General features: G+C 71.7%; 22 protein-coding genes. 13 read left to right on the top strand and 9 right to left on the bottom strand.

Annotated features, from left to right (window positions below; all coding sequences use genetic code 11):
• Nucleotides 1–21 precede the first annotated feature (21 nt).
• Together OG379_RS18520 and OG379_RS18515 are read right to left on the bottom strand one after the other, a co-directional pair.
• Nucleotides 22–558: a hypothetical protein gene (locus tag OG379_RS18520; protein WP_405664195.1), complete on the bottom strand. Its 537-nt coding sequence runs from the start codon at nt 556–558 to the stop codon at nt 22–24.
• A gap of 78 nt (nt 559–636) precedes the next feature.
• Nucleotides 637–2,175, bottom strand: coding sequence for a substrate-binding domain-containing protein (locus OG379_RS18515; RefSeq protein WP_405664193.1), 1,539 nt, complete (start codon nt 2,173–2,175; stop codon nt 637–639).
• A gap of 258 nt (nt 2,176–2,433) precedes the next feature.
• Between OG379_RS18515 and OG379_RS18510 the strand changes: the two genes are divergently transcribed.
• Nucleotides 2,434–3,318: a glycoside hydrolase family 19 protein gene (locus OG379_RS18510; RefSeq protein ID WP_393756123.1), complete on the top strand. Its 885-nt coding sequence runs from the start codon at nt 2,434–2,436 to the stop codon at nt 3,316–3,318.
• 96 nt (nt 3,319–3,414) lie between these two features.
• Entirely contained in the window at nt 3,415–3,909 is a 495-nt protein-coding gene (locus tag OG379_RS18505) for a hypothetical protein (protein WP_405664191.1), read from the top strand.
• Between the two features lie 74 nt (nt 3,910–3,983).
• Here the strand turns inward: OG379_RS18505 and dnaN are convergent, their stop codons facing one another.
• A complete protein-coding gene (dnaN, locus tag OG379_RS18500) occupies nt 3,984–5,102 on the bottom strand; it encodes a DNA polymerase III subunit beta (protein ID WP_405664189.1) in 1,119 nt (372 codons plus the stop codon).
• Nucleotides 5,103–5,467: 365 nt separating this feature from the next.
• Between dnaN and OG379_RS18495 the strand changes: the two genes are divergently transcribed.
• Nucleotides 5,468–6,925 (top strand): helix-turn-helix domain-containing protein, encoded by a 1,458-nt coding sequence (locus tag OG379_RS18495; RefSeq protein ID WP_405668569.1) that lies wholly within the window; start codon nt 5,468–5,470, stop codon nt 6,923–6,925.
• A gap of 46 nt (nt 6,926–6,971) precedes the next feature.
• Here the strand turns inward: OG379_RS18495 and OG379_RS18490 are convergent, their stop codons facing one another.
• The 3 genes from OG379_RS18490 to OG379_RS18480 all read right to left on the bottom strand — a co-directional run bounded on the left by OG379_RS18490 (nt 6,972) and on the right by OG379_RS18480 (nt 9,917).
• Nucleotides 6,972–8,738: a serine/threonine-protein kinase gene (locus tag OG379_RS18490; RefSeq protein ID WP_405664187.1), complete on the bottom strand. Its 1,767-nt coding sequence runs from the start codon at nt 8,736–8,738 to the stop codon at nt 6,972–6,974.
• A gap of 76 nt (nt 8,739–8,814) precedes the next feature.
• The gene (locus tag OG379_RS18485) at nt 8,815–9,309 is read right to left on the bottom strand and encodes a MarR family winged helix-turn-helix transcriptional regulator (RefSeq protein ID WP_405664185.1); all 495 of its coding nucleotides are present in this window, start codon (nt 9,307–9,309) and stop codon (nt 8,815–8,817) included.
• Nucleotides 9,306–9,917 (bottom strand): DJ-1/PfpI family protein, encoded by a 612-nt coding sequence (locus tag OG379_RS18480; protein ID WP_405664183.1) that lies wholly within the window; start codon nt 9,915–9,917, stop codon nt 9,306–9,308. The genes OG379_RS18485 and OG379_RS18480 overlap by 4 nt, the downstream gene beginning before the upstream one ends.
• Before the next feature lie 192 nt (nt 9,918–10,109).
• On the opposite strand from OG379_RS18480, the gene OG379_RS18475 reads away from it, so the two are divergent.
• From OG379_RS18475 to OG379_RS18465, 3 genes are all read left to right on the top strand, one after another.
• Nucleotides 10,110–11,483, top strand: coding sequence for an aspartate aminotransferase family protein (locus OG379_RS18475; protein ID WP_405664181.1), 1,374 nt, complete (start codon nt 10,110–10,112; stop codon nt 11,481–11,483).
• A gap of 98 nt (nt 11,484–11,581) precedes the next feature.
• Entirely contained in the window at nt 11,582–12,295 is a 714-nt protein-coding gene (locus OG379_RS18470; protein ID WP_405664178.1) for a GntR family transcriptional regulator, read from the top strand.
• 110 nt (nt 12,296–12,405) lie between these two features.
• Entirely contained in the window at nt 12,406–13,056 is a 651-nt protein-coding gene (locus OG379_RS18465) for a hypothetical protein (RefSeq protein WP_405664176.1), read from the top strand.
• 44 nt (nt 13,057–13,100) lie between these two features.
• Here the strand turns inward: OG379_RS18465 and OG379_RS18460 are convergent, their stop codons facing one another.
• Complete coding sequence (locus OG379_RS18460) at nt 13,101–13,889, bottom strand: SLATT domain-containing protein (protein WP_393756106.1); 789 nt, start codon at nt 13,887–13,889, stop codon at nt 13,101–13,103.
• A 361-nt stretch (nt 13,890–14,250) separates the two neighbouring features.
• On the opposite strand from OG379_RS18460, the gene OG379_RS18455 reads away from it, so the two are divergent.
• The 7 genes from OG379_RS18455 (at nt 14,251) to OG379_RS18425 (ending at nt 20,922) form a co-directional block, all read left to right on the top strand.
• Nucleotides 14,251–14,586 carry a YbaB/EbfC family nucleoid-associated protein gene (locus tag OG379_RS18455; RefSeq protein ID WP_356713924.1) on the top strand — a complete coding sequence of 112 codons (336 nt, stop codon included), beginning with the start codon at nt 14,251–14,253 and terminating at the stop codon, nt 14,584–14,586.
• 61 nt (nt 14,587–14,647) lie between these two features.
• Entirely contained in the window at nt 14,648–15,247 is a 600-nt protein-coding gene (recR, locus tag OG379_RS18450) for a recombination mediator RecR (RefSeq protein WP_099173476.1), read from the top strand.
• A gap of 83 nt (nt 15,248–15,330) precedes the next feature.
• On the top strand, nt 15,331–15,990 hold the full coding sequence (locus OG379_RS18445; protein ID WP_393756103.1) for a DUF5063 domain-containing protein: 660 nt from the start codon (nt 15,331–15,333) through the stop codon (nt 15,988–15,990).
• Nucleotides 15,991–16,209: 219 nt separating this feature from the next.
• Nucleotides 16,210–17,481 carry an aspartate kinase gene (locus OG379_RS18440; RefSeq protein WP_393756102.1) on the top strand — a complete coding sequence of 424 codons (1,272 nt, stop codon included), beginning with the start codon at nt 16,210–16,212 and terminating at the stop codon, nt 17,479–17,481.
• Nucleotides 17,478–18,542, top strand: coding sequence for an aspartate-semialdehyde dehydrogenase (locus OG379_RS18435; RefSeq protein WP_405664171.1), 1,065 nt, complete (start codon nt 17,478–17,480; stop codon nt 18,540–18,542). The genes OG379_RS18440 and OG379_RS18435 overlap by 4 nt, the downstream gene beginning before the upstream one ends.
• Nucleotides 18,543–18,901: 359 nt before the next feature.
• On the top strand, nt 18,902–19,477 hold the full coding sequence (locus OG379_RS18430) for a SigE family RNA polymerase sigma factor (RefSeq protein WP_099173480.1): 576 nt from the start codon (nt 18,902–18,904) through the stop codon (nt 19,475–19,477).
• The gene (locus tag OG379_RS18425) at nt 19,474–20,922 is read left to right on the top strand and encodes a hypothetical protein (protein ID WP_405664168.1); all 1,449 of its coding nucleotides are present in this window, start codon (nt 19,474–19,476) and stop codon (nt 20,920–20,922) included. The genes OG379_RS18430 and OG379_RS18425 overlap by 4 nt, the downstream gene beginning before the upstream one ends.
• A gap of 112 nt (nt 20,923–21,034) precedes the next feature.
• Here the strand turns inward: OG379_RS18425 and OG379_RS18420 are convergent, their stop codons facing one another.
• Together OG379_RS18420 and OG379_RS18415 are read right to left on the bottom strand one after the other, a co-directional pair.
• Complete coding sequence (locus OG379_RS18420) at nt 21,035–21,817, bottom strand: SURF1 family protein (protein WP_405664166.1); 783 nt, start codon at nt 21,815–21,817, stop codon at nt 21,035–21,037.
• Between the two features lie 62 nt (nt 21,818–21,879).
• The gene (locus OG379_RS18415; RefSeq protein WP_405664164.1) at nt 21,880–23,721 is read right to left on the bottom strand and encodes a S9 family peptidase; all 1,842 of its coding nucleotides are present in this window, start codon (nt 23,719–23,721) and stop codon (nt 21,880–21,882) included.
• Between the last annotated feature and the right edge of the window lie 17 nt (nt 23,722–23,738).

Here is a 23,738-nt window from a genome sequence, read left to right as displayed (position 1 = left end):
CCAGGGGTGTGCGGGCGCCCGTCAGGGGAGCTGCCGGAGGAACGCGACCACGAACAGCGCTCCGGCGGCGGAGCAGACGAGCACCGCCGGCAGTACCCAGCCGGGCCTGCGCTCCCCGCGCAGCGGCGCCGTCAGCCGCTCCTGCAGCCGGGCGACGCCGTGGAGCCCGGCGACCGCGGCGACGGCGCAGGGGGCGGCCACGGCGAAGTGCGCGAGCCAGGCCCCCGCCCTGCCCGGGCCGCCCCAGGAGTGGTCGTAGGGGCCCTGGTCCACGAACCCGTAGAAGAGCCCGCGGGCCACGGCCAGCAGGAGCACGGCGGCCAGGACCAGGGAGAGCGCGCCCAGCAGCACGGTCGCCACGGCGTGACCGGCCGCGCGTACGGCTCCCGGACGTGGTGCTACGGGCCCCGCGTCAGCCCGTAGCAGGGAGCGCGCGGACCCTCCGCGGCCCGCGGCTGCCGCTCCGAGCGCTGCCACCCCGCGGGGCAGCAGGGTGACCGCGTCCCAGGTGCGGAGCGCGACGCGACGTGCGGTGAGGGGCATTCGTCGGGTGTTCATGGGCGCGGATGCTAGGAGCGGGTCCGGCCGCGCCGCCAGATACCGGGGTGCTGTCCCCGCCCCCTACTCCGGTACTGCTCAGCTCTCCCCGCAGAGCCGCATCCCCTTCGGGGTCGCGCAGGGCAGGTGGCCGTTGGTGCGCATGATCTCCTCGCCGTAGTTGTCGAGGTAGTTCAGGAATCCGGCCACCAGGGATTCCGCGGGCGGTGATCCGTAGGTGTAGGCGTACTCGATCTCCTGGTACGGATAATCGGTGGTCCCGATCGCGTCGACGGACGGGGTCGTGCCGTCGATCGCGAGCCGGTGCGCACCCTGGGGCACTTCGCCGTTCCGCAGTTCGGTGTAGCCGATCGCGCCGTCCAGCTCGGCGACTTCGGACAGGACCTGGTCCGTGCCGTCGAGTTCGCACCGCATGACCGGGGCGTCGGCGTAGTCCTTGGTCGTGCAGTCGCGCGAGGAGGTGGCGAGCTCGTTGGTGTTCAGGACGCGGCGCTGGAAGACCTCGCGGGTGCCGGAGTTGGCGTCCCGGCTGACGAGGCGGATCTCCAGGTCGGGGCCGCCCTCGACGATCTCGTTCCAGTTGCGGATCTCGCCGCGGTAGATCCCTCTGATCCGGTCGAGGGACAGATCCTCCACCGGCACCGTGTCGTTGACCACGAGAGAGAACAGCGAGATCGCGACGGGCTTCCCGTGCAGCTTGGTGAGAGCGGCGGGCCTGGGACCGTCGGACAGGGCGATCATGGCGGGCGATCCGGCCGGTCCGGCCTTGGCACCCAGGGCGTCGAGCTTCCGCACCCCGGCGTTGCTGCCATGGATGTCGAGGCGGATCTCGGCGCCCTCGCACTCGTCCTCGTACTTCTCCTCCAGCTCCTCCAGGACCGGCTCGAACGCGGTGGAGCCGGTGACCGTGAGGGTGCCCACGGCGCAGTCCATCGGGGGAGGGGAGTCGTCCCGGACGACGATGATGCCGGCGAGGGCGATGACACAGGCGGTGAGGGCCACGGTGATGAGCCTGGCCCCCCGGCCGAAGACCGGGGGCTTCTCGTCGGGGCGGGCCGCCTTGTTCCGCTCCACCTTTCCGTCCCGGATGCTCCCCGTGACGGTGATCGGACCGCCCACGTTCGAACCCGTGAGGAGGACCAGGAGCTTGAAGTGCTCGTTGCGGTTGAGCGGGACGCGCGGCAGCCAGATCAGGGAGCCGTTGTGCTGGACGGCGTCGTCCGGCGTGAAGGTGTCCATCAGGTGGTCGGCGCCCGGCGCATGGGTCACGGCGATACCGCGTACGGTGCGGCCCGAGAATTCGACGGTGAGGCCCGGGTGCACGGCGCGCTGCGGGTAGTCGTCCTCGCCGATCGACTGCGAGCCGTCGTTCTCGATGCGCAGCAGAACCAGGGTGGCGTCGGCCATGCCGGGGGTCTCGTTGAAGAGGCCGACCCGTACATTGACCCGGCCCTGGCTGACTCCGCTGCCTATCGGGGTGTCCATCTGCACGCGGTAGCCGATGCGTTTGCGGCGCGGGACACGGCGCTCGTACCAGAGCACCCCCGCCGAGGTCAGGATGCCCAGCAGGGCGGTGAGGACGGCGACGACGTTCTCGGGGGTGAACAACGAATCCATGTTGCTCGCGCTCCCTCGTGGGTGCGGTGTGCCGGACGGCGTCACCGTACGGCCGGGGGCCGTGGGACAGGGGAGCCTCCGGATTCCTTCCGGTGAAGTTCGCCTCCTGTTCAACAATCTTGCGGTGAAGCGGAGTTGGGCGGCTTGGGCGAGTTCTGGTCTAGACCTTGACAGGTCCAGACCATCGGCGCTTGAGTGGCCCCAACCCCCCATGGCGGCGCTCGCTCGACGCGGGCGCCGCGCCGAAGGAGTGATCACGTGGCCAAACGTGTCATGAGCCTGATCGCCGCGCTGGGCGCGGTCATCGCGACGTTCGTCTTCCTCCCCGCCTCCACGGCATCGGCCGCCGCCTGCGCCCCGGCCTGGAGCGCCTCCTCCGTCTACACGGGCGGTGGATCGGCCTCCTACGGCGGGCACAACTGGTCCGCGAAGTGGTGGACGCAGAACGAGCGGCCCGGCACGGCCGACGTCTGGGCCGATCAGGGCAGTTGCGGCTCCGGCGGCACGGAGGAGCCGAACCCCACGGGCTTCGTGGTGAGCGAGTCCCAGTTCAACCAGATGTTCCCGAACCGGAACTCCTTCTACACCTACAGCGGCCTCACCGCGGCCCTGAGCGCCTACCCCGGCTTCGCCAACACCGGCAGCGACACGGTCAAGAAGCAGGAGGCGGCGGCGTTCCTCGCCAACGTCAGCCACGAGACCGGCGGCCTGGTGCACATCGTGGAGCAGAACACCGCGAACTACCCGCACTACTGCGACACCAGCCAGTCCTACGGTTGCCCGGCCGGCCAGGCCGCCTACTACGGCCGTGGCCCGATCCAGCTCAGCTGGAACTTCAACTACAAGGCCGCCGGTGACGCGCTCGGCATCGACCTGCTCGGCAACCCCTGGCAGGTGGAGCAGAACGCGGCCGTCGCCTGGAAGACCGGTCTCTGGTACTGGAACACCCAGTCCGGCCCCGGCACCATGACCCCGCACAACGCCATCGTCAACGGCGCCGGCTTCGGCGAGACGATCCGCTCGATCAACGGCAGCATCGAGTGCAACGGCGGCAACCCCGCCCAGGTGCAGAGCCGCATCGACAAGTACCAGGCGTTCGTCCAGATCCTCGGCACCACGCCCGGCTCGAACCTGAGCTGCTGAACCCGGCCCCACCCCGGGGAGCGGGGGCGTGTCCGGCAGCGGCCGGGCACGCCCCCGATTCGTGCTCGGGACCGGTGGTTGGCAGGATCACCGACCATGGACACGGACAGCGACGCCACCCCTCCCACGACCACCGAGGGCCGGCTCGCCCTGATCGACAGCGTTCTCGCCCTGCCGTACCCCGCGGGGGAGGAGAGCGAGGACAACGGCGTGCGCAGCAGCGGGCCCGGACACCACCTGCTGATCCTGCGGGCGAGCCAGGACTTCTGGGACGACCGGTCACCCGAGCTCGTCGAACCCGCCGAGCAGGAGATCGAGGACGAGTTCAGCGTCCTGGCGACCGCGCTGAGCAGGCGGTGGGGCGAGCCGGAGACCGTCGACCTCTGGCCGTATCTGGAGGGGGACGAGGACGGGGTGCGCGCCGCCGTTCCCGAGCCGATGGGACAGCTCTGCAATCTGGCGGGCAGCATGCAGGTCTGGCGTGTGCCCGGCGGTACGCGGTGGCTCGGCCTCTCCGTGGGGCAGGCCGATCCGGAATTCCCCATCTGGCTGATGGCAGCCGTGGGGGAGACGTCGATCCTCCCGGGGTGAGCGACCGCCCCCGGGGTGAGCGACCGCCCCCGGGGTGAGCGACCGCCCCCGGGTCGTCGCGGTGGCCTGCCGCGTCAGAGCAGCGGCGGTTTCACGGACATCAGCAGGTGCTGGTGCGTGGCCGCCCCGGTGCCGTCCCCTCCGGTGATCATGGCGCGCTGCCCCGGCCCCATCAGCTCCATCCGGACGGTCACGTCCTCGAAGGAGGACAGGGCGTCCATCAAATACTTGGGGTTGAAGGCCACCGTCATCTCCGCGTCGCCGGGCGAGGCCGTCGGCAGCCGCTGCGAGGCCACGTCGTCCTCGAACCCCGCCTGCAGCAGCACCGAGCCCTCCGGTCCGGCGGAGAAGGACATCTGGAGGGGGCTGCCCTCGTCCGCGACCACGGAGACCCGCTTGACGGCCTCCACCAGGCGGGCCCGGTCCAGCACCACGACCGCGGGGTCCGACAGCGCGAACAACTTGTCGTGGCGCGGCAGTCTGCCGTCCAGCAGCCGCACCGTCGTACGCGTCCCGGCGTGCTCGAACCCGACCGATCCCCCGTCCACGGCGACATCGACCGGCCCGGACCTGCCGAGCGACCGGGCGATCTCGGCCAGCCGGCGGGCCGACACCACGACATCGGCCGTCACGTCGGGCGCCGTCGCCTTGAACGGCAGGGTGCGCACCGCGAAGCGGTACCGGTCCGTCGCCGCCAGCGTCATCGTGGAGCCGTCGAGCCCGAGGCGGATCCCGGTGAGCGTCGGCAGGGTGTCGTCCCGCCCCGAGGCCACCGCGACCTGCGCGACCGCCGAGGCGAACTCCCCGGCGTCCACCGCCCCGCGCACCTCCGGCAGGGACGGCAGGGCGGGGTAGTCGTCGAGGGGCAGGACCGAGAGGCCGAAGCGGGAACCGTCTCCCGTGACCGTGAGGCGGGAACCCTCGACGGCGCATTCCACGGGCCCCTCGGGCAGCACCTTGCAGATGTCGAGCAGCCGTCGCCCCATGACCAGCACCTTCCCCGGCCGGACCGTGTGCGCCTCCGTCTCGACGCGAGCGGAGGCCTCGAAGTCCAGTCCGGAGACGAGGAGTCGGCCGGCGTCCGCTTCGAGGAGGAGCCCACCGAGGACGGGAACGGGAGAACGCGCGGGCAGCACCCGCGCCGCCCGGGAGACGGCATCGGCCAGCACACCACGTTCCATGCGGAATTCCACAGCAGGGGCCCTCTCCGGCGTACGACACGGTCGGGAACCACGCTAGGCGGCACCACTGACAGTCGCGGCGGACCGACGACAGCGACCACCCCCGTGAGCCGCTGCCGCCGTGCCTTCCGGACGTCCCCCGACGTCCTCAGGCCCCCGGATCCGGGACGTCCTGACGTCCCCCGACGTCCCCCGAACGTCCCGGAACACGCTGGGGACTTTAGGTGGGCGGGACGGCGTGCGGGGAGATTCAAATCGCACTGTGTGGCCTCCGACGGGTATCAAACCGCACAACCGGACCGGTACTCTGCACTCCGGTTTCGGGGAGGAACGGAGGACACGTGCCTGCGCGTGAACGGGCCGACGACGTACTGCTGATGTACCGGCTGGCGCGGACCGGCGGGTCGCCGGAGCTGCTGCGCAGACTGGCCCAGCGGGCCGAGGGCTGGGCCGGGATCCTGGACGGGGGCGGCACGGTGCTCCAGGCCGTCGCCGGGAACGTCCGGTGGCCCGGACACGAGGCCGCCGGACTCGCCGCCCGGGCGGCGCGGGAACTGACGGCCCGGAGCGCCGGCTCGTACGCCCTCGACACCGACGAGTGCTCCGCGCTGCTGCTTCCCCTCGACCGGACACCCGAAACCGACGGCGCGGTCCTCGCTCTCGTCGCGCCCAAGCCGCTGCCCGGCGGACTGTCCACGCTCATGGCCGACGCGGTGATGCCACTGGCGCTGTCCTGGGCGTCGGAGAGCGTCGAACGCAAACGGCGGCGGGTGGACCTCGCGGAGTCCCGGGGCCGCGAGGCCGTGCTGCACCTGCTGATGACCGGTCAGCTCTCCATCGCCCACCAGGTGGCGGGGGCCCTGCGGCCGAAGCTCCCCGATCCCGTACGCGTCTGCGTCGTCGAATGCTCCGGCGGACAGCGGGACGAGGTGGCCCGGATCTGTACAGACGTCTCCGGCGGCCGTACCTGGATCGTGCGCTGCCCGGTCTACGCCCGGCATCTGATCCTGATCGTGCCGGCGGACGAGGAAGCGGAGGCGGAGGGGCCGGAGGGCGGGCGCGCACTCGGGCCGGCCGTCGCCGGGCTCGTGGACGACTGCGTCGTGGGCGTCAGCGAGGAAGTGCGGCTGCCCGACACGGCCACCGCCTACCAGCAGGCCTTCCACGCCCTCGCCGTCGCCCGCGGGCTCCCCGGGCGCCACGCCAGATTCGGCGCCGCCCCGGAACCCGCGCTGGTGGCAGGCGCCGTCGGCGCGCGATGGGCCGACGCCCTGCTCGCACCCCTCCTCGCCCATCTGCCGCGCCGTTCGCAGGACCCGGGCAGTCAGGAGCTGTCGGCGACCGTCGCGTCCTGGCTGGCCTTCTCCTCCCACGCCACCCAGCACCTGAAGATCCACCGCAACACCCTGGCCGCCCGCCTCAAGCTCGTCGGCGAACTCCTCGGCCTGGACCTCAACCGGGTGTCGGACCAGGCCGCCGTCGACCTGGCGCTGCGGATCAGGGCCACTCCGGCCCTGCACCGCTCCGGCCCCGCGGGACCCGCCACGCCCGAGGACCTCGACACGGTCCTGCGCGCCCCGGGAGTCCAGGACTGGGCCGTCCAGCAGTTGCGGATCCTCGCCCAGGCCGGACCGATGGCCGAGGAGACCCTGCGGACGTGGCTGCGCTGCGAGGCCCAACTGAGCCCGACGGCAGCCGAACTGGGTATCTCCGTGCCCGGTGCGCGCAAACGCCTCACCCGGCTCGAGGCGTTGCTGTGCCGGTCGCTGCTCCAGACACCCAGCGCGCGGTACGACCTGTGGCTCGCGTTCCGGGCGGTCGACCTCGCGGCGTGAGCCGGGCGGTGCGCCTGCGGGGTGAGCCGGATCGGTCCCGTACCGCTCAGCCTGTTTTCGTGTACGTCAGGCTCTGGCCGGTGGCGGTGATCTCGCGGCGCAGGGAGCCGTCGGGCAGCAGTGTCAGGACGGTGGACTCCCCCGGGGTGCACGACGACTGCGGCTCTCCCTCGGTGACCCGGGAAGGGCCGATGCGGACGGGCCCGCCGGAGGAGGGCTCGCTCGCCAGGTCGGCCTGGAACACGCAGCGGTAGGAGCCGCCGGTGTCGAGCGGGCCCTCGGCGGTGAGGGACAGGACCGTGTCTCCCACCTCGCCCTGCTGCACGACGAGCCGGCGGGTGGACGCTCCCCCGCCGCCCTCGATGGTCCCGGACCAGGTGCCCAGGAATCCGGCCGGGACGGTGCCGTCGTCGTCGGTGCCGTCCTCGCCCTTGCCGTCGGAGTTCGTCTCGTCGGAGTTCGTGCCGTCCGGGCTCCTGCCGCCCGCTGTGGAGCCGTCGGCGGAAGGGGAGACGCTGCCGGTCGGGGACGCCGTGGGGTCGCCGTCCCCGCTCCGCATGAAGGCGTAGACCCCCCAGCCCGCCCCCACCGCGACGATCAGGGCGACGGCCACCAGCAGCAGGGTGGAGCCCGCCCTGCGGCGCTCGGGTGCGGGCGGGACGAAGCCGCCCGGCGGGCCGTAAGGGGGCATCGGCCCGTAGCCGTAGGCGGGGGTGGGCTGTTGCGGGTAGCCGTACGACGCGGGCCGCGGCACCGGGGCGGGCGGCCCGACCGCCGTGGGGAGCCCGTGCGTGGCGCCGGGAGGCCGTACCGGCGGCGGTGGAGCGGGCCTGGTGGGGGCGGCGGGCGGCACGGGCGCGGGCGGCGCCGCTCGCGGGCCCTCCTCCGGGTCCTCGGAGTCCAGCAGCTCCACGGCGTGCCGGCCCAGCTGGGCGATCAGCGCGCCCGGAAGCCACGGCTCCGCCGTGTCCGTGTCGCCGAGCCGCTCCAGGACGCTGTCCGTGGAGGGCCGCGCGGCCGGGTCCTTCGCCAGGCAGTCCCGGATGAGCTCGACCAGGTCGACGGGGACGCCGGTGAGGTCCGGATCCTCCTGCGCGATCCGGAACATCAGCGCGTGGACCCCGCTGTCCGCCACGCCGAACGGCAGCCGGCCGGTGGCGGCGTACGCCAGCACGGAGCCGAGGCAGAACACATCGCACGCGGGCGTCACGCGCTCGCCCCGCACCTGCTCGGGCGACATGAAACCGGGGGAGCCGATCATCGCGCCGGTACGGGTCAGGCCGCCGTCGACGGTCTCCAGGGCCCGGGCGATCCCGAAGTCGATGACCCGGGGGCCGTCGATCGTCATCAGGACGTTGGACGGCTTCAGGTCACGGTGGATCAGCCCGGCCCGGTGGATGTCCTGGAGGGCGCCCGCGAGCCCGGCGCCCAGGATGCGGACGGAGCGCTCGGGGAGTGGACCGTACGCCCCCGAATCGGCCACCGGGGCGCCCGGAACGCCCGAGACGACGCGGTGGAGCGAGGGACCCGCGACGTAACCGGTGGCCACCCACGGCACCGGGGCGTCCACGCCGGCGTCGAGCACCGGCGCGGTCCAGGAACCGCCGACCCGCCGGGCGGCCTGCACCTCCGCACGGAAACGGTCGCGGAAGTGCTGCAGTTCGGCGAGTTCGGGGCGGACCAGTTTGATGGCGACGGTGCGGCCCCGGTCCGAACGGGCCAGGAAGACCTGGCCCATCCCGCCGGCGCCGAGACGTCCCAACAGACGGTAGCTGCCGATGCGTTGCGGATCGCCGGAGCCCAGCTTCTCCATGGTGCGCTTCCTCCCCCGTACGGCCGTGGCGGACCGTGGGTCGAGAATAGCGGCGCGGGTGCCCGTGGACCGCCCCTCAACCCCCGGAGGATTCCCGCCGCTGTCCGGCCGGGGACGACAAGGTGTCCATGGCGTCCGAGAGCCGCTCCAGCACCTGGACGGTCCGCGCGAACTCCTCCTCGCCCAGCGCTTCTGCCAGCCGCGCCGCGAACTCCCCGTGGGCGGGGGTGATCCGGCTCACCGCCGTCCGGCCCTCCTCGGTGGGCCGGAGCAGCTTGGCCCTCCGGTGGGCCGGGTTCGGGACGTATTCGGCGAGGCCCCCGTCGACCAGCAGGTCGGCGATCCGCTGCACGCTCTGCCGGGTGATCCCCATCGCGCGGGCGATGCCCGACACGGGAAGCGGCTCGGTCAGGACCGCGCCGAGGACCTGCCACCGGGCCGCCGTGAGCCCGGCGGGTCCGGCGAGCTCCTCCGCGACGGACAGGAAGCGGCCGTTGAGCCGGAACACCCCGATCGCGGTGCGGCTGAGCAGGGAGGGGGCGTCGGCGTTCCCGTCGGCCGTACCGCTCATCCGTTCAGCTCCTCGTAGGCGCTCGCGTCCGAGTCGTGGAAGAGCCGGTACCAGGCGTCCAGCTTCTTCGGTCCGAACACCCCGAGCAGCTCGAAGATCTCGCGGGCGAAGGCGATCGGCTCGGTCGGCCCCGCCGTGACGAGAGCGCCGCGCGACGCCCCGCCGGCGTCCGTCACCGCGTCGCCCTCCACGTAGTGCGCGCCGCCCGCGTATCCCGTGGCGGCGAGATAGAAGGAGACGGCGCTCGTGTGGGAGCGGTCGTCGAGCAGCCCCTCGCGGGCCAGCCCCGCGGTCGCCCCGCAGATGGCCGCCACGGGCACCCCGGCGTCAAGGAAGTCCCGTGCCGTACGGGCGAAGGGGGCGAGCGCGTCGCCGGTGTCCCAGAGTGAGGCGCCGGTGAGGATCAGCAGCTCGCTGTCGCCCGGCGCCAGGTCGGCGAGTGCCAGGTCGGGCTGGATGCGCACCCCGCCCTTGGTGGTGACGGGCGCGGTGGTGAGGCCGACGGTCCGCACGGTGTGGCCGTGGTCGGTGAGCTGGGCCGTGGCGAAGCCCGGCTCCCAGTCGGCGAAGGTGTCGTAGACGGCCAGGTGGACGCTCGTGCCGGTCATGGTGACCTCCGTCGGGTGACTGGCGGAACCTTGTGTATACGAGCTTTATGACAGAAGGCTGTCATAAAGGCAGCATGCTGTCAATTGATCGGCCGGTCACGGCCGTGAACCCGACACCCTGCCGAGCCGTGCGGCCCACGCCATACACAGTGGCCATGGAGGACGCCCCGCAACGCCGCATACGCTCGCCGCATGAGCACCGATGCCCCTCGCGCCCCGTACGTCGACTCCGCAGCGGGCGCGGCCGTGAAGGCCGCCGACCGCGCGCACGTGTTCCACTCCTGGTCCGCCCAGGGCCTGATCGACCCGCTCGCCGTCGCCGGCGCCGAGGGGGCGTACTTCTGGGACTACGACGGCAACCGCTACCTGGACTTCACCAGCGGACTCGTCTTCACCAACATCGGCTACCAGCACCCCACCGTCGTCGCGGCGATCCAGGAACAGGCGGGCAGGCTCGCCACCTTCGCCCCCGCCTTCGCCGTCGAGGCGCGTTCGGAGGCGGCACGCCTCATCGCCGAGCGCACCCCCGGCGACCTGGACAAGATCTTCTTCACCAACGGCGGCGCCGAAGCCGTCGAGAACGCCGTCCGCATGGCCCGGCTGCACACCGGGCGCCACAAGGTGCTCTCCGCCTTCCGCTCGTACCACGGAGCCACCGCCACGGCGATCAACCTCACCGGCGACCCCCGCCGCTGGGCGTCCGACACCGGTTCGGCGGGCGTCGTCCGTTTCTGGGCCCCGTTCCTCTACCGGTCCCCGTTCTACGCGCAGACCGAGGCCGAGGAGTGCGCCCGCGCGCTCCAGCACCTGGAGGACACGCTCGCCTTCGAGGGCCCGACGACCGTCGCGGCCGTCGTCCTGGAGACGATCCCCGGCACGGCGGGCATCATGACGCCGCCGCCCGGCTATCTCGCGGGCATCCGCGAGATCTGCGACCGGTACGGGATCGTGTTCGTGCTGGACGAGGTGATGGCCGGATTCGGGCGCACCGGGAAGTGGTTCGCCGCGGACCACGACGGCGTCGTACCGGACCTGATGACGTTCGCGAAGGGCGTCAACTCCGGTTACGTGCCGCTCGGCGGCGTCGCGATCAGCGCGGAGATCGCCGCCACCTTCGAGACCCGGCCCTACCCCGGCGGGCTCACCTACTCCGGCCACCCGCTGGCCTGCGCCGCGGCCGTCGCGACGATCAACGTGATGGAGGAGGAGAAGGTCGTCGAGAGCGCGGCACACCTCGGTGAGCACGTGCTCGGCCCCGGCCTGCGCGAGCTCGCCGAGCGTCATCCGTCCGTCGGCGAGGTGCGGGGACTGGGCGCCTTCTGGGCGCTGGAGCTGGTCCGCGACAGGGAGACCCGCGAGCCCCTGGTCCCGTACAACGCGACCGGTGAGGCCAACGCCCCGATGGCGGCCTTCGGCGCGGCCTGCAAGAAGCACGGTCTCTGGCCCTTCATCAACATGAACCGCACCCACGTCGTCCCCGCGTGCAACATCACCGAGGCCGAGGCGAAGGAGGGCCTCGCGGCCCTGGACGCGGCCCTCTCGGTCGCCGACGAGCACACGCTGTAGAGCAGGCACGTGCACGGTGTGAGCAGCCCGGACGTGGCGCCGCCCCCCGTCCGCCGGTCGGTCTAAGGTGACCCAAGCCGAGAACGGGAGGGGGCGCCATGGGTGCGAGCGGAGGTGTGACCCGCAGTACGCTGCGGCAGCAGATCGCCGACGCACTGCGTGACGAGGTGCTCGCCGGGCGTCTGCGGCCACGGGTGGAGTTCACCGTCAAGCAGATCGCCGAGCAGTACGGGGTGTCCGCGACGCCCGTCCGGGAAGCGCTCTTCGACCTCTCCGCTCAGGGGCTGCTCGAATCCGACCAGCACCGCGGCTTCCGCGTCCGCGAGTTCTCCGTCGCCGACTACCGGGCGATGGTGGAGGCGCGCGCGCTGGTCATAGACGGGGTGTTCCGGCGGATCTTCGACGGGTCCGGTTCGGCGCCCGCCGTGATCGGCGCGCACCGGGCCGCTCTCGTCTCCGTACGCCGCCGGGGCGAGGAGGCGGCACGGGCGGCGCGCAGCGGCGACCTCGACATCCTCATCGGCTACGACCTGCGGTTCTGGCGGGAGCTCGGTGCCGTCATCGCCAACGCCTACATCAGCGACTTCCTGCAACGGCTGCGGATGCAGGCCTGGGCCTTCGCGGTCCCCTACCTGCGCGGGGACGGCGACGTGCGCGACTGGCTGTGGAACGGCCACCAGGAGCTGGTGGAGGCGATCACGGCCGCCGACGGGCCTGCCGTACGCGCGGTGCTGGACGGCTACTACACCCACGGGCTGGACTGGGCGGACCGGCTGGCCGCCGACGACCCCCCGCACCCGGGCCACACCTGAGCGCGTGCCGCTCCGGCGCGGACCGCGGCCGGCCCGCACCCTGTGCGCGGGGTCGCGGCCGCATTACGCTGTCCCGACCATTGCACGAACCCGTTGGAGAGCGAGACTTCGTGGCCTGTGACCTGTGGCTGGTCCCCCTCGTCGATGTGCTGTGCCACAGCCCCGACAATCCGTTCGCCGAAGAGATCGCCGTCTACGACAAGGCGTTGACCGAGGCGGGCCTGCCGCCCGTGCCGGTCTACGCCTACATGCCAGGACTCACCGGGGACGTCGCCCCGGTCGCGGGCTTCGACTACGACGCCCTGCACTTCCTGCGCCGCGCCTACCTGCTCCAGCTGAGCGGCCTCGCCGTCACGCCCGTCGACGAACTGGGCGGGGACTACGAGCAGTTGCTGGAGATGTTCGAGCAGAGTGCGCAGGAGTCCCACCTGGTCTGGCACTACGACCACGCGGGAGCCTATGTCCCGGTGGACTTCCCCCGGCCGCTCTCCGGCGACCAGCTCCTGGAGGGCGGCGGCCCGCTGGGCTCCTCCCACGGCCTTCTGCGCGAGCTGGAGTTCGTGGCCCCGTCCATCGGCATCGACCCGGCCAACCCGCCGGCCGCCCCCCTTCCGCCCGCCGGCCCCACCTCGCTGGAGGAGCCGGCCGCTCCGGTCCCGTACGACCAGAACCCCTTCGCCCGGGAGCGGCACGTCTGGCTGGGCCTGCACGCGGCGGCCACCCGCAGCCTCGCGCAGGGCTCGATGATCATCTTCAGCTGAACGGCTCCGGCCGCCCTGCCCGAGTCGGCGGGGCGGCTCCGGCTTCAGCGGGGCGGCTCCGGCGGCCGCTGGCGCGGCATGTTCGGCCGGACCGCCGCAGGCATGGTGAGCCGGCCGGGTGCGAACCCCGGCTCGGGGCGGCCGCCGGGGCCGCCCGTCACGAGCGACTGCATGCCCATGGGTGCGGGTCCGGCCCGGAACTCCACCATCCAGTCCGCCGTCTCCATGCGGACGAGCTCGGTGATGTCCTCGGAGAACCGCCGCAGCACCCCCAGGCACCGTTCCGCGGCCTCGCTGGCGGTGCCCTCCGTCGGCCCGAGCACCTCTCGGACGCACTCGGAGGACCAGTCGAACTGGAGCACCTGCAGGCGCCGCTGCACGGCCTGTGCCGTCGCGAGGTTCCTTATCCAGCCGGAGGTCAGGCCGAAGTACCGGTCGCACGCCATGCACGCGGCGCCAAGCAGCAGCGACAGGTAGCCCCAGCCGGCCGACCCGTGCAGCTCCCCGGTCAGATCGAGCAGCGGGAGGGCCGCGCCCGCGACCACCCCGGCCGCCGTGCCGAGCCGGAGCAGCCTGGCCGTGCGCCGCTTGCGGACCCGGTCACGCAGATACCAGTCGGCGGTCTCCATGGCACCGGCCTCGACCCACCGGTAGAGCTCGTCGAGCCGCTCGGCGGGTTCACCCCAGTCGCCGAGGGGGAAGGCGCGGCCGGTCAGGTCCCGGGGGCTCGAACCGTAGCGTGAACCGGACCCTTCGGTTCCGGTGCCTGCACCGGATCCCGCGCCGGACTCCTTGCGGGGCTGCCCCTCGGGCTGCATCTCCGGCTGACTCACCGGGGCACTCCTCTGCACTCTGCGTTCGGCGCGTATCGACGCGGATCGGCACGGTTCTCGGTCACGGAGGGGGCCGGTGTCCGGCATATGACCGGGGCCCCACCCGTGTAACTCTGCGTTACCTTCGCTGTGCGTATGGGTACGGATACGCATGCTCTTCCTACCGCCGAATGGTGGGCCGCGGGGTCGAAATCGCGGGATTCCCGCCTGGGCACGGCCTCTGGTCAGGTATAGGAGCACGGCAGGCACTTTTCAGAACTCACCCGAAAGAGTTGGTCCCCGGCGGGTGGGGCGCGGCGTCGGGCGAGCACGTAGGCTCGGCATACCGAAACAATCCGTCGTCGAAGTGCCAGGAGTGACCGTGATTCCCGGTGGTGGCCAGCCCAACATGCAGCAGCTGCTCCAGCAGGCCCAGAAGATGCAGCAGGATCTTGCCGAGGCCCAGGAGGAGCTGGCCAGGACAGAGGTCGACGGACAGGCGGGCGGTGGTCTCGTGAAGGCCACCGTGACCGGGTCCGGCGAGCTCCGCGCCCTGGTGATCGATCCCGGAGCGGTGGACCCGGAGGACACCGAGACGCTCGCCGACCTCGTGGTCGCGGCGGTCCAGGCGGCGAACGAGAACGCCCAGCAGCTCCAGCAGCAGAAGCTGGGCCCGCTGGCCCAGGGCCTGGGCGGCATGCCGGGTCTTCCGTTCTGACCCTGTAGCTACCCACCCGTACCGGATACGGTACGAGCAGGAAAAAAGGAGAGGCGTTCCGTTGTACGAAGGCGTGGTTCAGGAGCTGATCGACGAGCTGGGCAGGCTGCCGGGCGTCGGTCCCAAGAGCGCGCAGCGGATCGCCTTCCACATCCTGCAGGCCGAGCCCACCGACGTACGCCGTCTGGCCCATGCCCTTCTCGAGGTCAAGGACAAGGTCCGCTTCTGCGAGATCTGCGGCAACGTCGCACAGCAGGAGCAGTGCGGCATCTGCCGCGACGCGCGCCGTGACCGCTCGGTCATCTGCGTGGTCGAGGAGCCCAAGGACGTCGTGGCGATCGAGCGGACCCGTGAGTTCCGGGGCCGCTACCACGTGCTCGGCGGCGCGATCAGCCCGATCGAGGGCGTCGGTCCCGACGATCTGCGCATCAGGGAGCTGCTGGCCCGGCTCGCGGACGGCTCCATCACGGAGCTGATCCTCGCGACCGACCCCAACCTGGAGGGCGAGGCCACCGCCACGTACCTCGCCCGGATGGTCAAGCCGATGGGCCTGCGGGTCACACGGCTGGCCAGCGGGCTGCCCGTGGGCGGCGACCTGGAGTACGCGGACGAGGTCACCCTCGGCCGCGCCTTCGAGGGGAGGCGGCTGCTCGATGTGTGACCCGGCATCTGACTGCGGCTTTATGCGCGGCGGCGCTATGTTCTACCCACCGTTCGCGACCGTGCCCACGGGAGGTCCCCTCGATGTCTGACGCCACGCTGAACTCCGTCACGCAGGATCCGGACGACTTCGCCGTCCAGATCGCGGACCAGATCAAGACCTTCATCGTCGCGGTCACCGAGGTGTCCAAGGCCGAGGAGCCCGAGGAGGCCGTCCCGGTCCTGCTCCTCCAGGTCTCCCAGCTCCTGCTGGCCGGCGGGAGGCTCGGTGCGTACGAGGACATCCTCCCGGACGAGCGCTACGAGCCGGACCTGGGCGCCGAGCCGGACGCCGACGGGCTGCGTGAGCGCTTCGCGGAGCTCCTGGAGCCCATCGACGTCTACTCCGAGGTCTTCGACCCGTACGAGCCCCGCAAGGCGCCCGTACCCCACCGCATCTCCGACGACCTGGCCGACCTGGTCACGGACCTCGGCCACGGCCTCGCGCACTACGAGGCGGACCGCACGGCCGAGGCCATGTGGTGGTGGCAGTTCTCGTACTTCTCCAACTGGGGCTCCACCGCGTCCTCGGCCCTGCGCGCGCTCCAGTCGCTGATCGCCCACATCCGGCTGAACCAGCCGCTCCAGGAGCTCGACGGCCTGGACACCGACCAGGACCCGGGCGACGGGGACCTGGCCGAGGAGGCGGGACGTGTGATGGCCGAGGAGATCGCGGGGCCGCTGGGGCTGCGGCCGGTCCTGTAACGGTCCTCCGTGGCTTGTGCGACGGCTGAGCCTGTTGTGTCCTGGGACACAAAGAGGCGTGCGTACCGGGGCAGTGGGCAACAGCCCGGTACGAGCAGTTCGGAGCGACATGCCGTTCCGGGTGGTGGGCGGGACATCTCACCATCCGGTACCGACGGGTTGATTCCGGACTGCTCGTTAAACTGAGCCGACCGCACCATTATTGAGCGAGGAGCGCACGTGGGCCTTGTCGTGCAGAAGTACGGAGGCTCCTCCGTAGCCGATGCCGAAGGCATCAAGCGCGTCGCCAAGCGAGTCGTGGACGCCAAGAAGAACGGCAACCAGGTGGTTGTCGTGGTGTCCGCGATGGGCGACACGACGGACGAGTTGATCGATCTCGCCGAGCAGGTATCCCCGATGCCTGCCGGGCGTGAGTTCGACATGCTGCTGACCGCCGGAGAGCGGATCTCCATGGCCCTCCTGGCGATGGCGATCAAAAACCTGGGCCACGAGGCCCAGTCGTTCACGGGCAGCCAGGCCGGTGTCATCACCGACTCGGTCCACAACAAAGCGCGCATCATCGATGTCACGCCCGGCCGCATCCGGACCTCGATCGACGAGGGCAACATCGCCATCGTCGCCGGGTTCCAGGGTGTCAGCCAGGAGGGCAAGAACATCACGACCCTCGGTCGCGGTGGCTCCGACACGACCGCTGTCGCGCTGGCCGCCGCGCTGGACGCAGAGGTCTGTGAGATCTACACCGATGTGGACGGTGTCTTCACCGCCGACCCCCGGGTCGTGAAGAAGGCCCAGAAGATCGACTGGATCTCCTTCGAGGACATGCTGGAGCTGGCGGCCTCCGGCTCCAAGGTGCTGCTGCACCGCTGCGTCGAGTACGCACGCCGTTACAACATCCCGATCCACGTTCGCTCGTCCTTCTCCGGACTCCGCGGCACCTGGGTCAGCAACGAGCCGCAAGGGGACCAGCAGGTGGAGCACGCCATCATCTCCGGAGTCGCCCACGACGTCTCCGAGGCCAAGGTCACGGTCGTCGGGGTTCCCGACAAGCCGGGCGAGGCCGCAGCGATCTTCCGCGCCATCGCGGACGCGGAGATCAACATGGACATGGTGGTGCAGAACGTCTCCGCCGCGTCGACCGGTCTCACGGACATCACGTTCACCCTGCCCAAGGCCGAGGGCCGCAAGGCCATCGACGCCCTGGAGCGCAGCCGCGCCGGCATAGGCTTCGAGTCGCTGCGCTACGACGACCAGATCGCCAAGATCTCCCTCGTCGGCGCGGGTATGAAGACCAACCCCGGTGTCACCGCGGGCTTCTTCGAGGCGCTGTCCGACGTCGGTGTGAACATCGAGTTGATCTCGACGTCCGAGATCCGTATCTCGGTGGTCACCCGTGTCGACGACGTCAACGAGGCCGTGCGCGCCGTGCACACCGCCTTCGGACTCGACAGCGACTCCGACGAGGCTGTCGTCTACGGGGGCACCGGCCGATGACAGGACGCCGCCCTTCGCTCGCGGTCGTCGGTGCGACCGGTGCGATCGGCGGCGTCATGCTCCAGATCCTCTCGCAGCACGAGGACGTCTGGGGCGAGGTCAGACTGATCGCCTCTCCGCGTGCGGCCGGCACCAAGCTGGTCGTACGCGGTGAGGAGACCGAGGTGCTCGCGCTCGCCGAGGACGTGTTCGACGGCGTGGACGTCGCCCTGTTCCTGGTGCCGGACGAGGTGTCCGCGCGGTGGGGGCCGGTCGCCGCCGCCAAGGGCGCGGTGGTCGTGGACGACTCGGCCGCCTTCCGCCTGGACGACGACGTTCCCCTCGTCGTACCCGAGATCAACCCCCATGCCGCGCGGATGCGACCGCGCGGCATCGTCGCGTCGCCGAACTGCACGACGCTGTCGCTGATCGTCGCGGTCGGCGCGCTGCACGCCGAATTCGGGCTGCGGGAGCTGATCGTCTCGTCCTACCAGGCGGTGAGCGGCGAGGGCCGGGACGGAGTGGCCGTGCTCCGCGAGCAGCTGGCCCTGGTGGCGGGTACGGAGCTGGGCACCCGCCCCGGTGACGTGCGGCGGGCCGTGGGTGACGGCGAGAAGAGCCCCTTCGCCGCCCCGGTGGCGCTGAACGTGGTGCCCTGGGCCGGGACCGACGCCGGGGGCGGCTGGTCGTCCGAGGAGCTGGCGATCCGCGAGGAGTGCCGGAAGGTCCTGGGTCTGCCGGACCTCAAGGTCACGGCGACCTGTGTGTACGTGCCGGTCGTCGCGACGCACTCCGTGTCCGTGCACGCCCGCTTCGAGAACGAGGTGTCGGTGGCCCGGGCGCACGAGGTCCTGGCGACAGCGCCCGGGGTGGTGCTCTTCGACAGCCCGGCGGCCGGTGACTTCCCCACGCCGTCCGATGTCGTGGGCACCGACCCGACCTGGGTGGGCCGGGTGCGGCAGTCGATGGACGATCCGCACGCCGTCGAGATGTTCATCTGCGGCGATAATCTCCGAAAAGGCGCGGCTCTCAACGTGGCCCAGATCGCCGAATCGGTGGCCGGTGAATTTTCTCGTACCTGATCGAACCTGTTTTGTAGGATCTGTGTGCGCCCTGTGGGTAACTTGCTGGTCTGAACCTCTTGAGCTGGGGCGTTGTCATATCCGACGATGATCTCCTCGCCCTCCGCAACCGCTAGGCGGGCGCTGCGCGTCTCTGTCGTCACTTCTTGCGTGGCTGGATGCGTTTTCGGGGCATTTGGGGAAGAGCAGGTACGAATGAGGGCATGTCGCACAGCATCGAACGCGGTGCCGTACGCGTACAACCCTGAGGGGGGGAAGCGTGTCCAACTGGCGTGGCAGAGGTTCTCGACATCACAGTGGTGGGCCCGTTGCGAGGCGCTTCGGTGCGTCCGCTCCGGAGGCCCCGCGCAGCCGGCGGTATGCCGGTGATCGCGCCCATGCCCGCCGCGCGCTCCACCCGGCTGCCTTCGCAGCGCGAGGGCGCTGAGGAGACGGTGGCGGCAGGAACGACGGTCGACCATCTCACCGAGACCTATCGCGCGCACTACCGCTCGCTGCTGGGCCTCGCGGCGCTCCTGCTGGACGACACCGCGTCCTGCGAGGACGTCGTGCAGGAGGCGTTCATCCGGGTGCACTCGGCACGGAACCGGGTGCGCGATCCGGAGAAGACTCTGGCGTACCTGCGCCAGACGGTGGTCAACCTGTCGCGCTCCGCGCTGCGTCGGCGCATCCTCGGGCTGAAGCTCCTCTCCAAGCCGATGCCCGACATGGCGAGCGCGGAGGAGGGCGCGTACGACCAGCTGGAGCGGGACGCGCTGATCAAGGCGATGAAGGGACTGCAGCGCCGCCAGCGCGAGGTGCTGGTGCTGCGCTACTTCTCGGACATGACGGAGGCCCAGGTCGCCGAGACGCTGGGGATATCGCTCGGTTCGGTGAAGGCGTACGGTTCCCGGGGCATTGCGGCACTGCGCGTGGTGATGGAGGCGCAGGCATGAGCAGGCCCGAGCACAGGCACGACGATGACCGGACTGGAAACGGAATTGTGAACCACGGGCCGGAAAACATCCCGAACACCGATCCGGAGCAGGACGGTGAACGGACACAGGACGCGGTCGACGGCGCCGAAGCCGCCTCAGGGACCGCCGCCCCGGAAGCGCAAGCGGATGCGCACTCGGACGGCCATGACTCGGACGGTCGCGGCGGCTCGGACGGTCACGGCTCGGACGGTCGTGACGTGGATGCTCGTGACGCGGACGCTCGTGACGCGGGTGCTCGTGACGTGGATGCTCGTGACGCGGGTGCTCGTGACGCGGGTGACCGTGCCCCCGGAGCCGGCGATGGCGGCACGCTGACCGAACTCTTCGGCGGCGGGGGCGGCCAGGGCGGCGGTGCATCCGGTGGCGGCTTCGGCGGCCTGGCCGGAGGCACCGACGGTGAGGGCATGGACGAGGTCGCGCTGCGCCGCATGCTGCGGGGCGCCGTCCAGGGCCTGGAGCCCTCCGACGGCACCCTCGACCATCTGCACCGCGCGGTGCCCGCCCGGCGCGCCAGGCGGCGGCAGGGCGTGGTGGGCGCTGCGGCAGCGGCGCTGCTGATCGGTACAGCGGTTCCCGCGTTCGTCCACGTGGCGAATTCGGAGGGCTCGGCCACCGCCAGCCCCGCCATCGCCGGCCACGGCGAGCAGGCGCACGGAGGCAGCGGCGAGGACGCGGGCGCCGAGGCCGACGGCGGAAGGACGGCGGGCCCCGAGAACCGCCGGAGCGAGGGCGCCGAGGGCGAGACGGGTAACTCCGCGGCTCCGTCGCGGGGATCGGACCCTGGCGCGGAGAGCAACGGGGCCGAGGGCCTGGACGACCCCCCGGGTTCCGATGTGGCCGCGGCCACGGCCTGCTCCCCCGACCAGCTCGGTGTGGCTTCCGCCGACGCGGGCGCGGCCCGCGCGGACGGCACGGTGTACGGGGCCTTCAAGATCGAGAACGTCTCGGGCGACTCCTGCTCGGTGACCACCAACGGCACCGTCGGCTTCCAGGCGGTGGGCGCCGCCGACCCGTTGAAGATCACGGTGGTGCAGCACACCGCGGGCGACCCGGCGGCCGGGCTGCCCGATCCCTCGCTCGAGCCGGGAGCCGTACTCCTGAAGCCGGCGATGACGTACGAGGTGCGCTTCGCGTGGGTGCCGTCGGACACCTGCCCGACCACCGGCGGTTCGCCCAGCCCGACGCCCACGGACGGCGGCGGAGGCGGCGGCGAGGGCACGACGGGGAGCGACGCCGGTACGACGGACGCGGCGGCGCAGTTCGGCAGCGCGGACGAGGGACCGGCGGACGGCAGCATCGCGGTCACCCACACCCCGGAGGCGGGTGCGCCGACGGCGGAGACCACGATCGCCAACGCGTGCGCAGGCACGATCTACCGCACGGGCGTACTGGACGCGTCCTAGCGCCTCTTGCTCGGGCCCGCCGGGAACTCTCGGGTTCCGGCGGGGCCCTGCCCGTCGCCGGCGCCGAAGCCGCCCCCTGCGTTCTGTCGATGCAGCCTGTCGCGGGACCCCGTCAGTCGGCGTCGGCCGCGAGCCCCAGCTGGATGTCGCGCGCGGCCTCCGCCTCGCGGCGCATAAGCCGGAACCACATGAAGAGCACGAAGCCGGCGAAGACGAACCACTCGCCGGTGTAGCCGAGGTTCTGGAAGGCCTTCAGATCGAGCCCGCTGCCCTGCGCCGCCGCCGCGGGGACAGGCTTCATGCCACCATCGCCCGCGCCACCCGCCTCCGGTCCGGGCAGCGTCACCCACGCGTCGTAGACGTCGTACGGCACGAGGTTCACGAGGGACGCCGCGCTGATCATGCCGAGCTGGCCCTCGGGGAGACCGCCGCTGAGGTCGACACCGGTGGTGCCGCTGTTCTCGGAGGCCTGCAGATCGCCCGTCACCGTGACCTCGCCGGCCGGCGCCTCGGGCACCTCCGTGCTGCCGGGGCTTCCCGCCAGCCAGCCCCGCACGACGGGGAGCGCCTTGCCGCTGTCGGTGCGCAGCAGATCCAGCACGTAGAAGCCGTTACGGTCGTCCAGCTTGCGGCCGGGGACCAGGAACTGATCGGCGTACGTCCCCTTCGCCACAGCGGGGCGGCCGGACGTGTCCGTGCTGACGGGGAGCAGCTCGTCGAGCGGCGCCGGGGAGCGGGTGCCCGGATCGGGGCGCTCCTCGGCCTCCTCGTGCGACTGCACACGGTCCTCGAAACGGCCGAGCTGCCATGTGCCCATGAAGACGCAGAACGGGATGGCCAGCACGACGAAGAGGTTGATCCCCCACCACCGCGGGGTCAGCAGGAACCGGTACACCCCTCCAAGGTACGGTTCCCCGCTCCGGGCGCCCGGAGCGGGGTGCACCATTTATCCGGACCTTATGCGGTCGGCTTCCTTCCCCCCTGTACCTGTCCGAGGTGCCGGAGGGCGAAGTCCAGCTCCAGCCGCACCTGCTTGATCCGCTCCTCCACGACGAGCGAGCCGTGTCCCGCGTCGTAGCGGTACACCTCGTGGACCGCGCCGCGGGCCGCGAGGCGGTCCACGTAGTTCTCCACCTGGCGGATCGGGCAGCGCGGGTCGTTGACGCCGGCCGAGATGTAGACGGGGGCGCGCACGGCATCCACATAGGTAAGCGGGGACGAGGCCTCGAAGCGCTCCGGCACCTCTTCAGGGGTGCCGCCCAGCAGGGTGCGGTCCATCGCCTTCAACGCCTCCATCTCGTCGTGATAGGCGGTGACGTAGTCGGCGACCGGGACAGCGGCCAGCCCGAGGGCCCAGGCATCCGGTTGCGTCCCCAGCCCGAGCAGCGTCAGATAACCGCCCCACGACCCACCGGCCAGCACCAGCCGCTCCGGGTCCGCGAGTCCGGACTTCACCGCCCAGTTCCGGACGGCCTCGACATCCTCCAGCTCGATCAGCCCGACCCGGTGCTTGAGCGCGTCCGTCCACGCGCGCCCGTACCCCGTCGACCCGCGGTAGTTGACCCGCACCACCGCGAAGCCGTGGTCCACCCACGCGGCGGGACCCGACGCGAAGGCGTCGCTGTCGTGCCAGGTGGGCCCGCCGTGTATCTCGAAGACCGTGGGGAACGGGCCGTCACCGGCCGGGGTCTGCACCAGGGCGTGGATGCGGCCTCCGGGGCCGTCCACCCAGGCGTCCCGCACCGGCACCGAGGCCGGAGCCTTCGCGCCCGGCGGGTCGAGGACGACGGAGCCCGTCGTGGACCGCACCGCGGGCGGCTGCGCGGCCGACGACCACAGATACTCCACCGTGCCGTCCGGACGGGCCGTGGCGCCCGACACCGTCCCGGCGGGTGTCTCGACCCGCACCGGCCCCGCGGCGCCCGGCTCGAACCGCCACAGCTCGCTGCGGGCCTCGAAGCTGTGCTCGATCAGCAGCGCGGATCCGTCCGGATACCACTCGGCGCCCGTGTCACCGGGCAGGTCGACCGGCAGGTCCGTCTGCGTGCCCGCGACAGGGTCCCAGATCATCGGCTCCCACCGCCCACGCCGCTGGTGCCCGACCAGCAGCCGGGTGTCACCCGCCACAGGAGCGAAGCCCAGCACCGACAGGCCGAGCTCCTTCGTGCCGCCCTCGGTGTCGTCCAGCTCCGCGACCGTCGAACCGTCGGGGCGCACCACCCGCAGCGCCGAGTGCATCGCGTCGCCGTGCTCCGTGTGCTCCAGGGCGATCAGCGTCCCGTCGTGGGAGAGGTCACCGACCCCCGCGGACTCCCGGTGCCGGTAGATCTCGACCGGGGCCGCCCCGGCGCGCACCAGATGAACGGTCGTGCCCTCCTCGTCGGTCGAGCGGCCGACCACCGCCGTGCCGTCGCGGCCGATCGCGAGCCCGGCCGGGTAGGAGGGCTCGAGGCCGGGCGTGGCCTCCTCGTCCGCGCCGCCGTCGAAGGGCTGCCGCATCCACACGCCGAACTCGTCGCCGTCGGTGTCGGCGAACCACCAGACGGCCCGGCCGTCCGGCGTCAGCACACCGTCGGTCGTCCCGTTGGGCCGGTCAGTGACCTGGCGCTGCTTCCCGGTCGCCCGGTCCCACGCGTACAGCTCGTACGTGCCGGTGGCGTTCGAGACGAAGAGCGCGCGGTCGGGGGCGTCCTCGGCCCAGTCGGGCAGGGACACCCGCGCAGCGCGGAACCGCTGCTCCCACTGCGGCGGCTCCTGCTCCCGCTCCGGTACGGACGCGTCGTTCTGTGTGTCGCTCATGACCCCATCCAACCCGA

Origin of the sequence: Streptomyces sp. NBC_01166 (assembly GCF_045039765.1) — a bacterium.
In the GTDB taxonomy this organism is placed as follows: Bacteria; Actinomycetota; Actinomycetes; order Streptomycetales; family Streptomycetaceae; genus Streptomyces.
Note: the sequence above shows the minus strand (reverse complement) of the source record. Positions and strands in the feature narration are given on the sequence as shown.

Excerpts from the sequence above, each read along its gene's own strand:
- OG379_RS18520 (WP_405664195.1), bottom strand. The coding sequence starts at position 558 with ATGAACACCCGACGAATGCCCCTCACCGCACGTCGCGTCGCGCTCCGC.
- OG379_RS18515 (WP_405664193.1), bottom strand. The coding sequence starts at position 2,175 with ATGGATTCGTTGTTCACCCCCGAGAACGTCGTCGCCGTCCTCACCGCC.
- OG379_RS18505 (WP_405664191.1), top strand. The coding sequence starts at position 3,415 with ATGGACACGGACAGCGACGCCACCCCTCCCACGACCACCGAGGGCCGG.
- OG379_RS18495 (WP_405668569.1), top strand. The coding sequence starts at position 5,468 with ATGTACCGGCTGGCGCGGACCGGCGGGTCGCCGGAGCTGCTGCGCAGA.
- OG379_RS18490 (WP_405664187.1), bottom strand. The coding sequence starts at position 8,738 with ATGGAGAAGCTGGGCTCCGGCGATCCGCAACGCATCGGCAGCTACCGT.
- OG379_RS18485 (WP_405664185.1), bottom strand. The coding sequence starts at position 9,309 with ATGAGCGGTACGGCCGACGGGAACGCCGACGCCCCCTCCCTGCTCAGC.
- OG379_RS18480 (WP_405664183.1), bottom strand. The coding sequence starts at position 9,917 with ATGACCGGCACGAGCGTCCACCTGGCCGTCTACGACACCTTCGCCGAC.
- OG379_RS18475 (WP_405664181.1), top strand. The coding sequence starts at position 10,110 with ATGAGCACCGATGCCCCTCGCGCCCCGTACGTCGACTCCGCAGCGGGC.
- OG379_RS18470 (WP_405664178.1), top strand. The coding sequence starts at position 11,582 with ATGGGTGCGAGCGGAGGTGTGACCCGCAGTACGCTGCGGCAGCAGATC.
- OG379_RS18445 (WP_393756103.1), top strand. The coding sequence starts at position 15,331 with ATGTCTGACGCCACGCTGAACTCCGTCACGCAGGATCCGGACGACTTC.
- OG379_RS18435 (WP_405664171.1), top strand. The coding sequence starts at position 17,478 with ATGACAGGACGCCGCCCTTCGCTCGCGGTCGTCGGTGCGACCGGTGCG.
- OG379_RS18430 (WP_099173480.1), top strand. The coding sequence starts at position 18,902 with ATGCCGGTGATCGCGCCCATGCCCGCCGCGCGCTCCACCCGGCTGCCT.
- OG379_RS18425 (WP_405664168.1), top strand. The coding sequence starts at position 19,474 with ATGAGCAGGCCCGAGCACAGGCACGACGATGACCGGACTGGAAACGGA.
- OG379_RS18415 (WP_405664164.1), bottom strand. The coding sequence starts at position 23,721 with ATGAGCGACACACAGAACGACGCGTCCGTACCGGAGCGGGAGCAGGAG.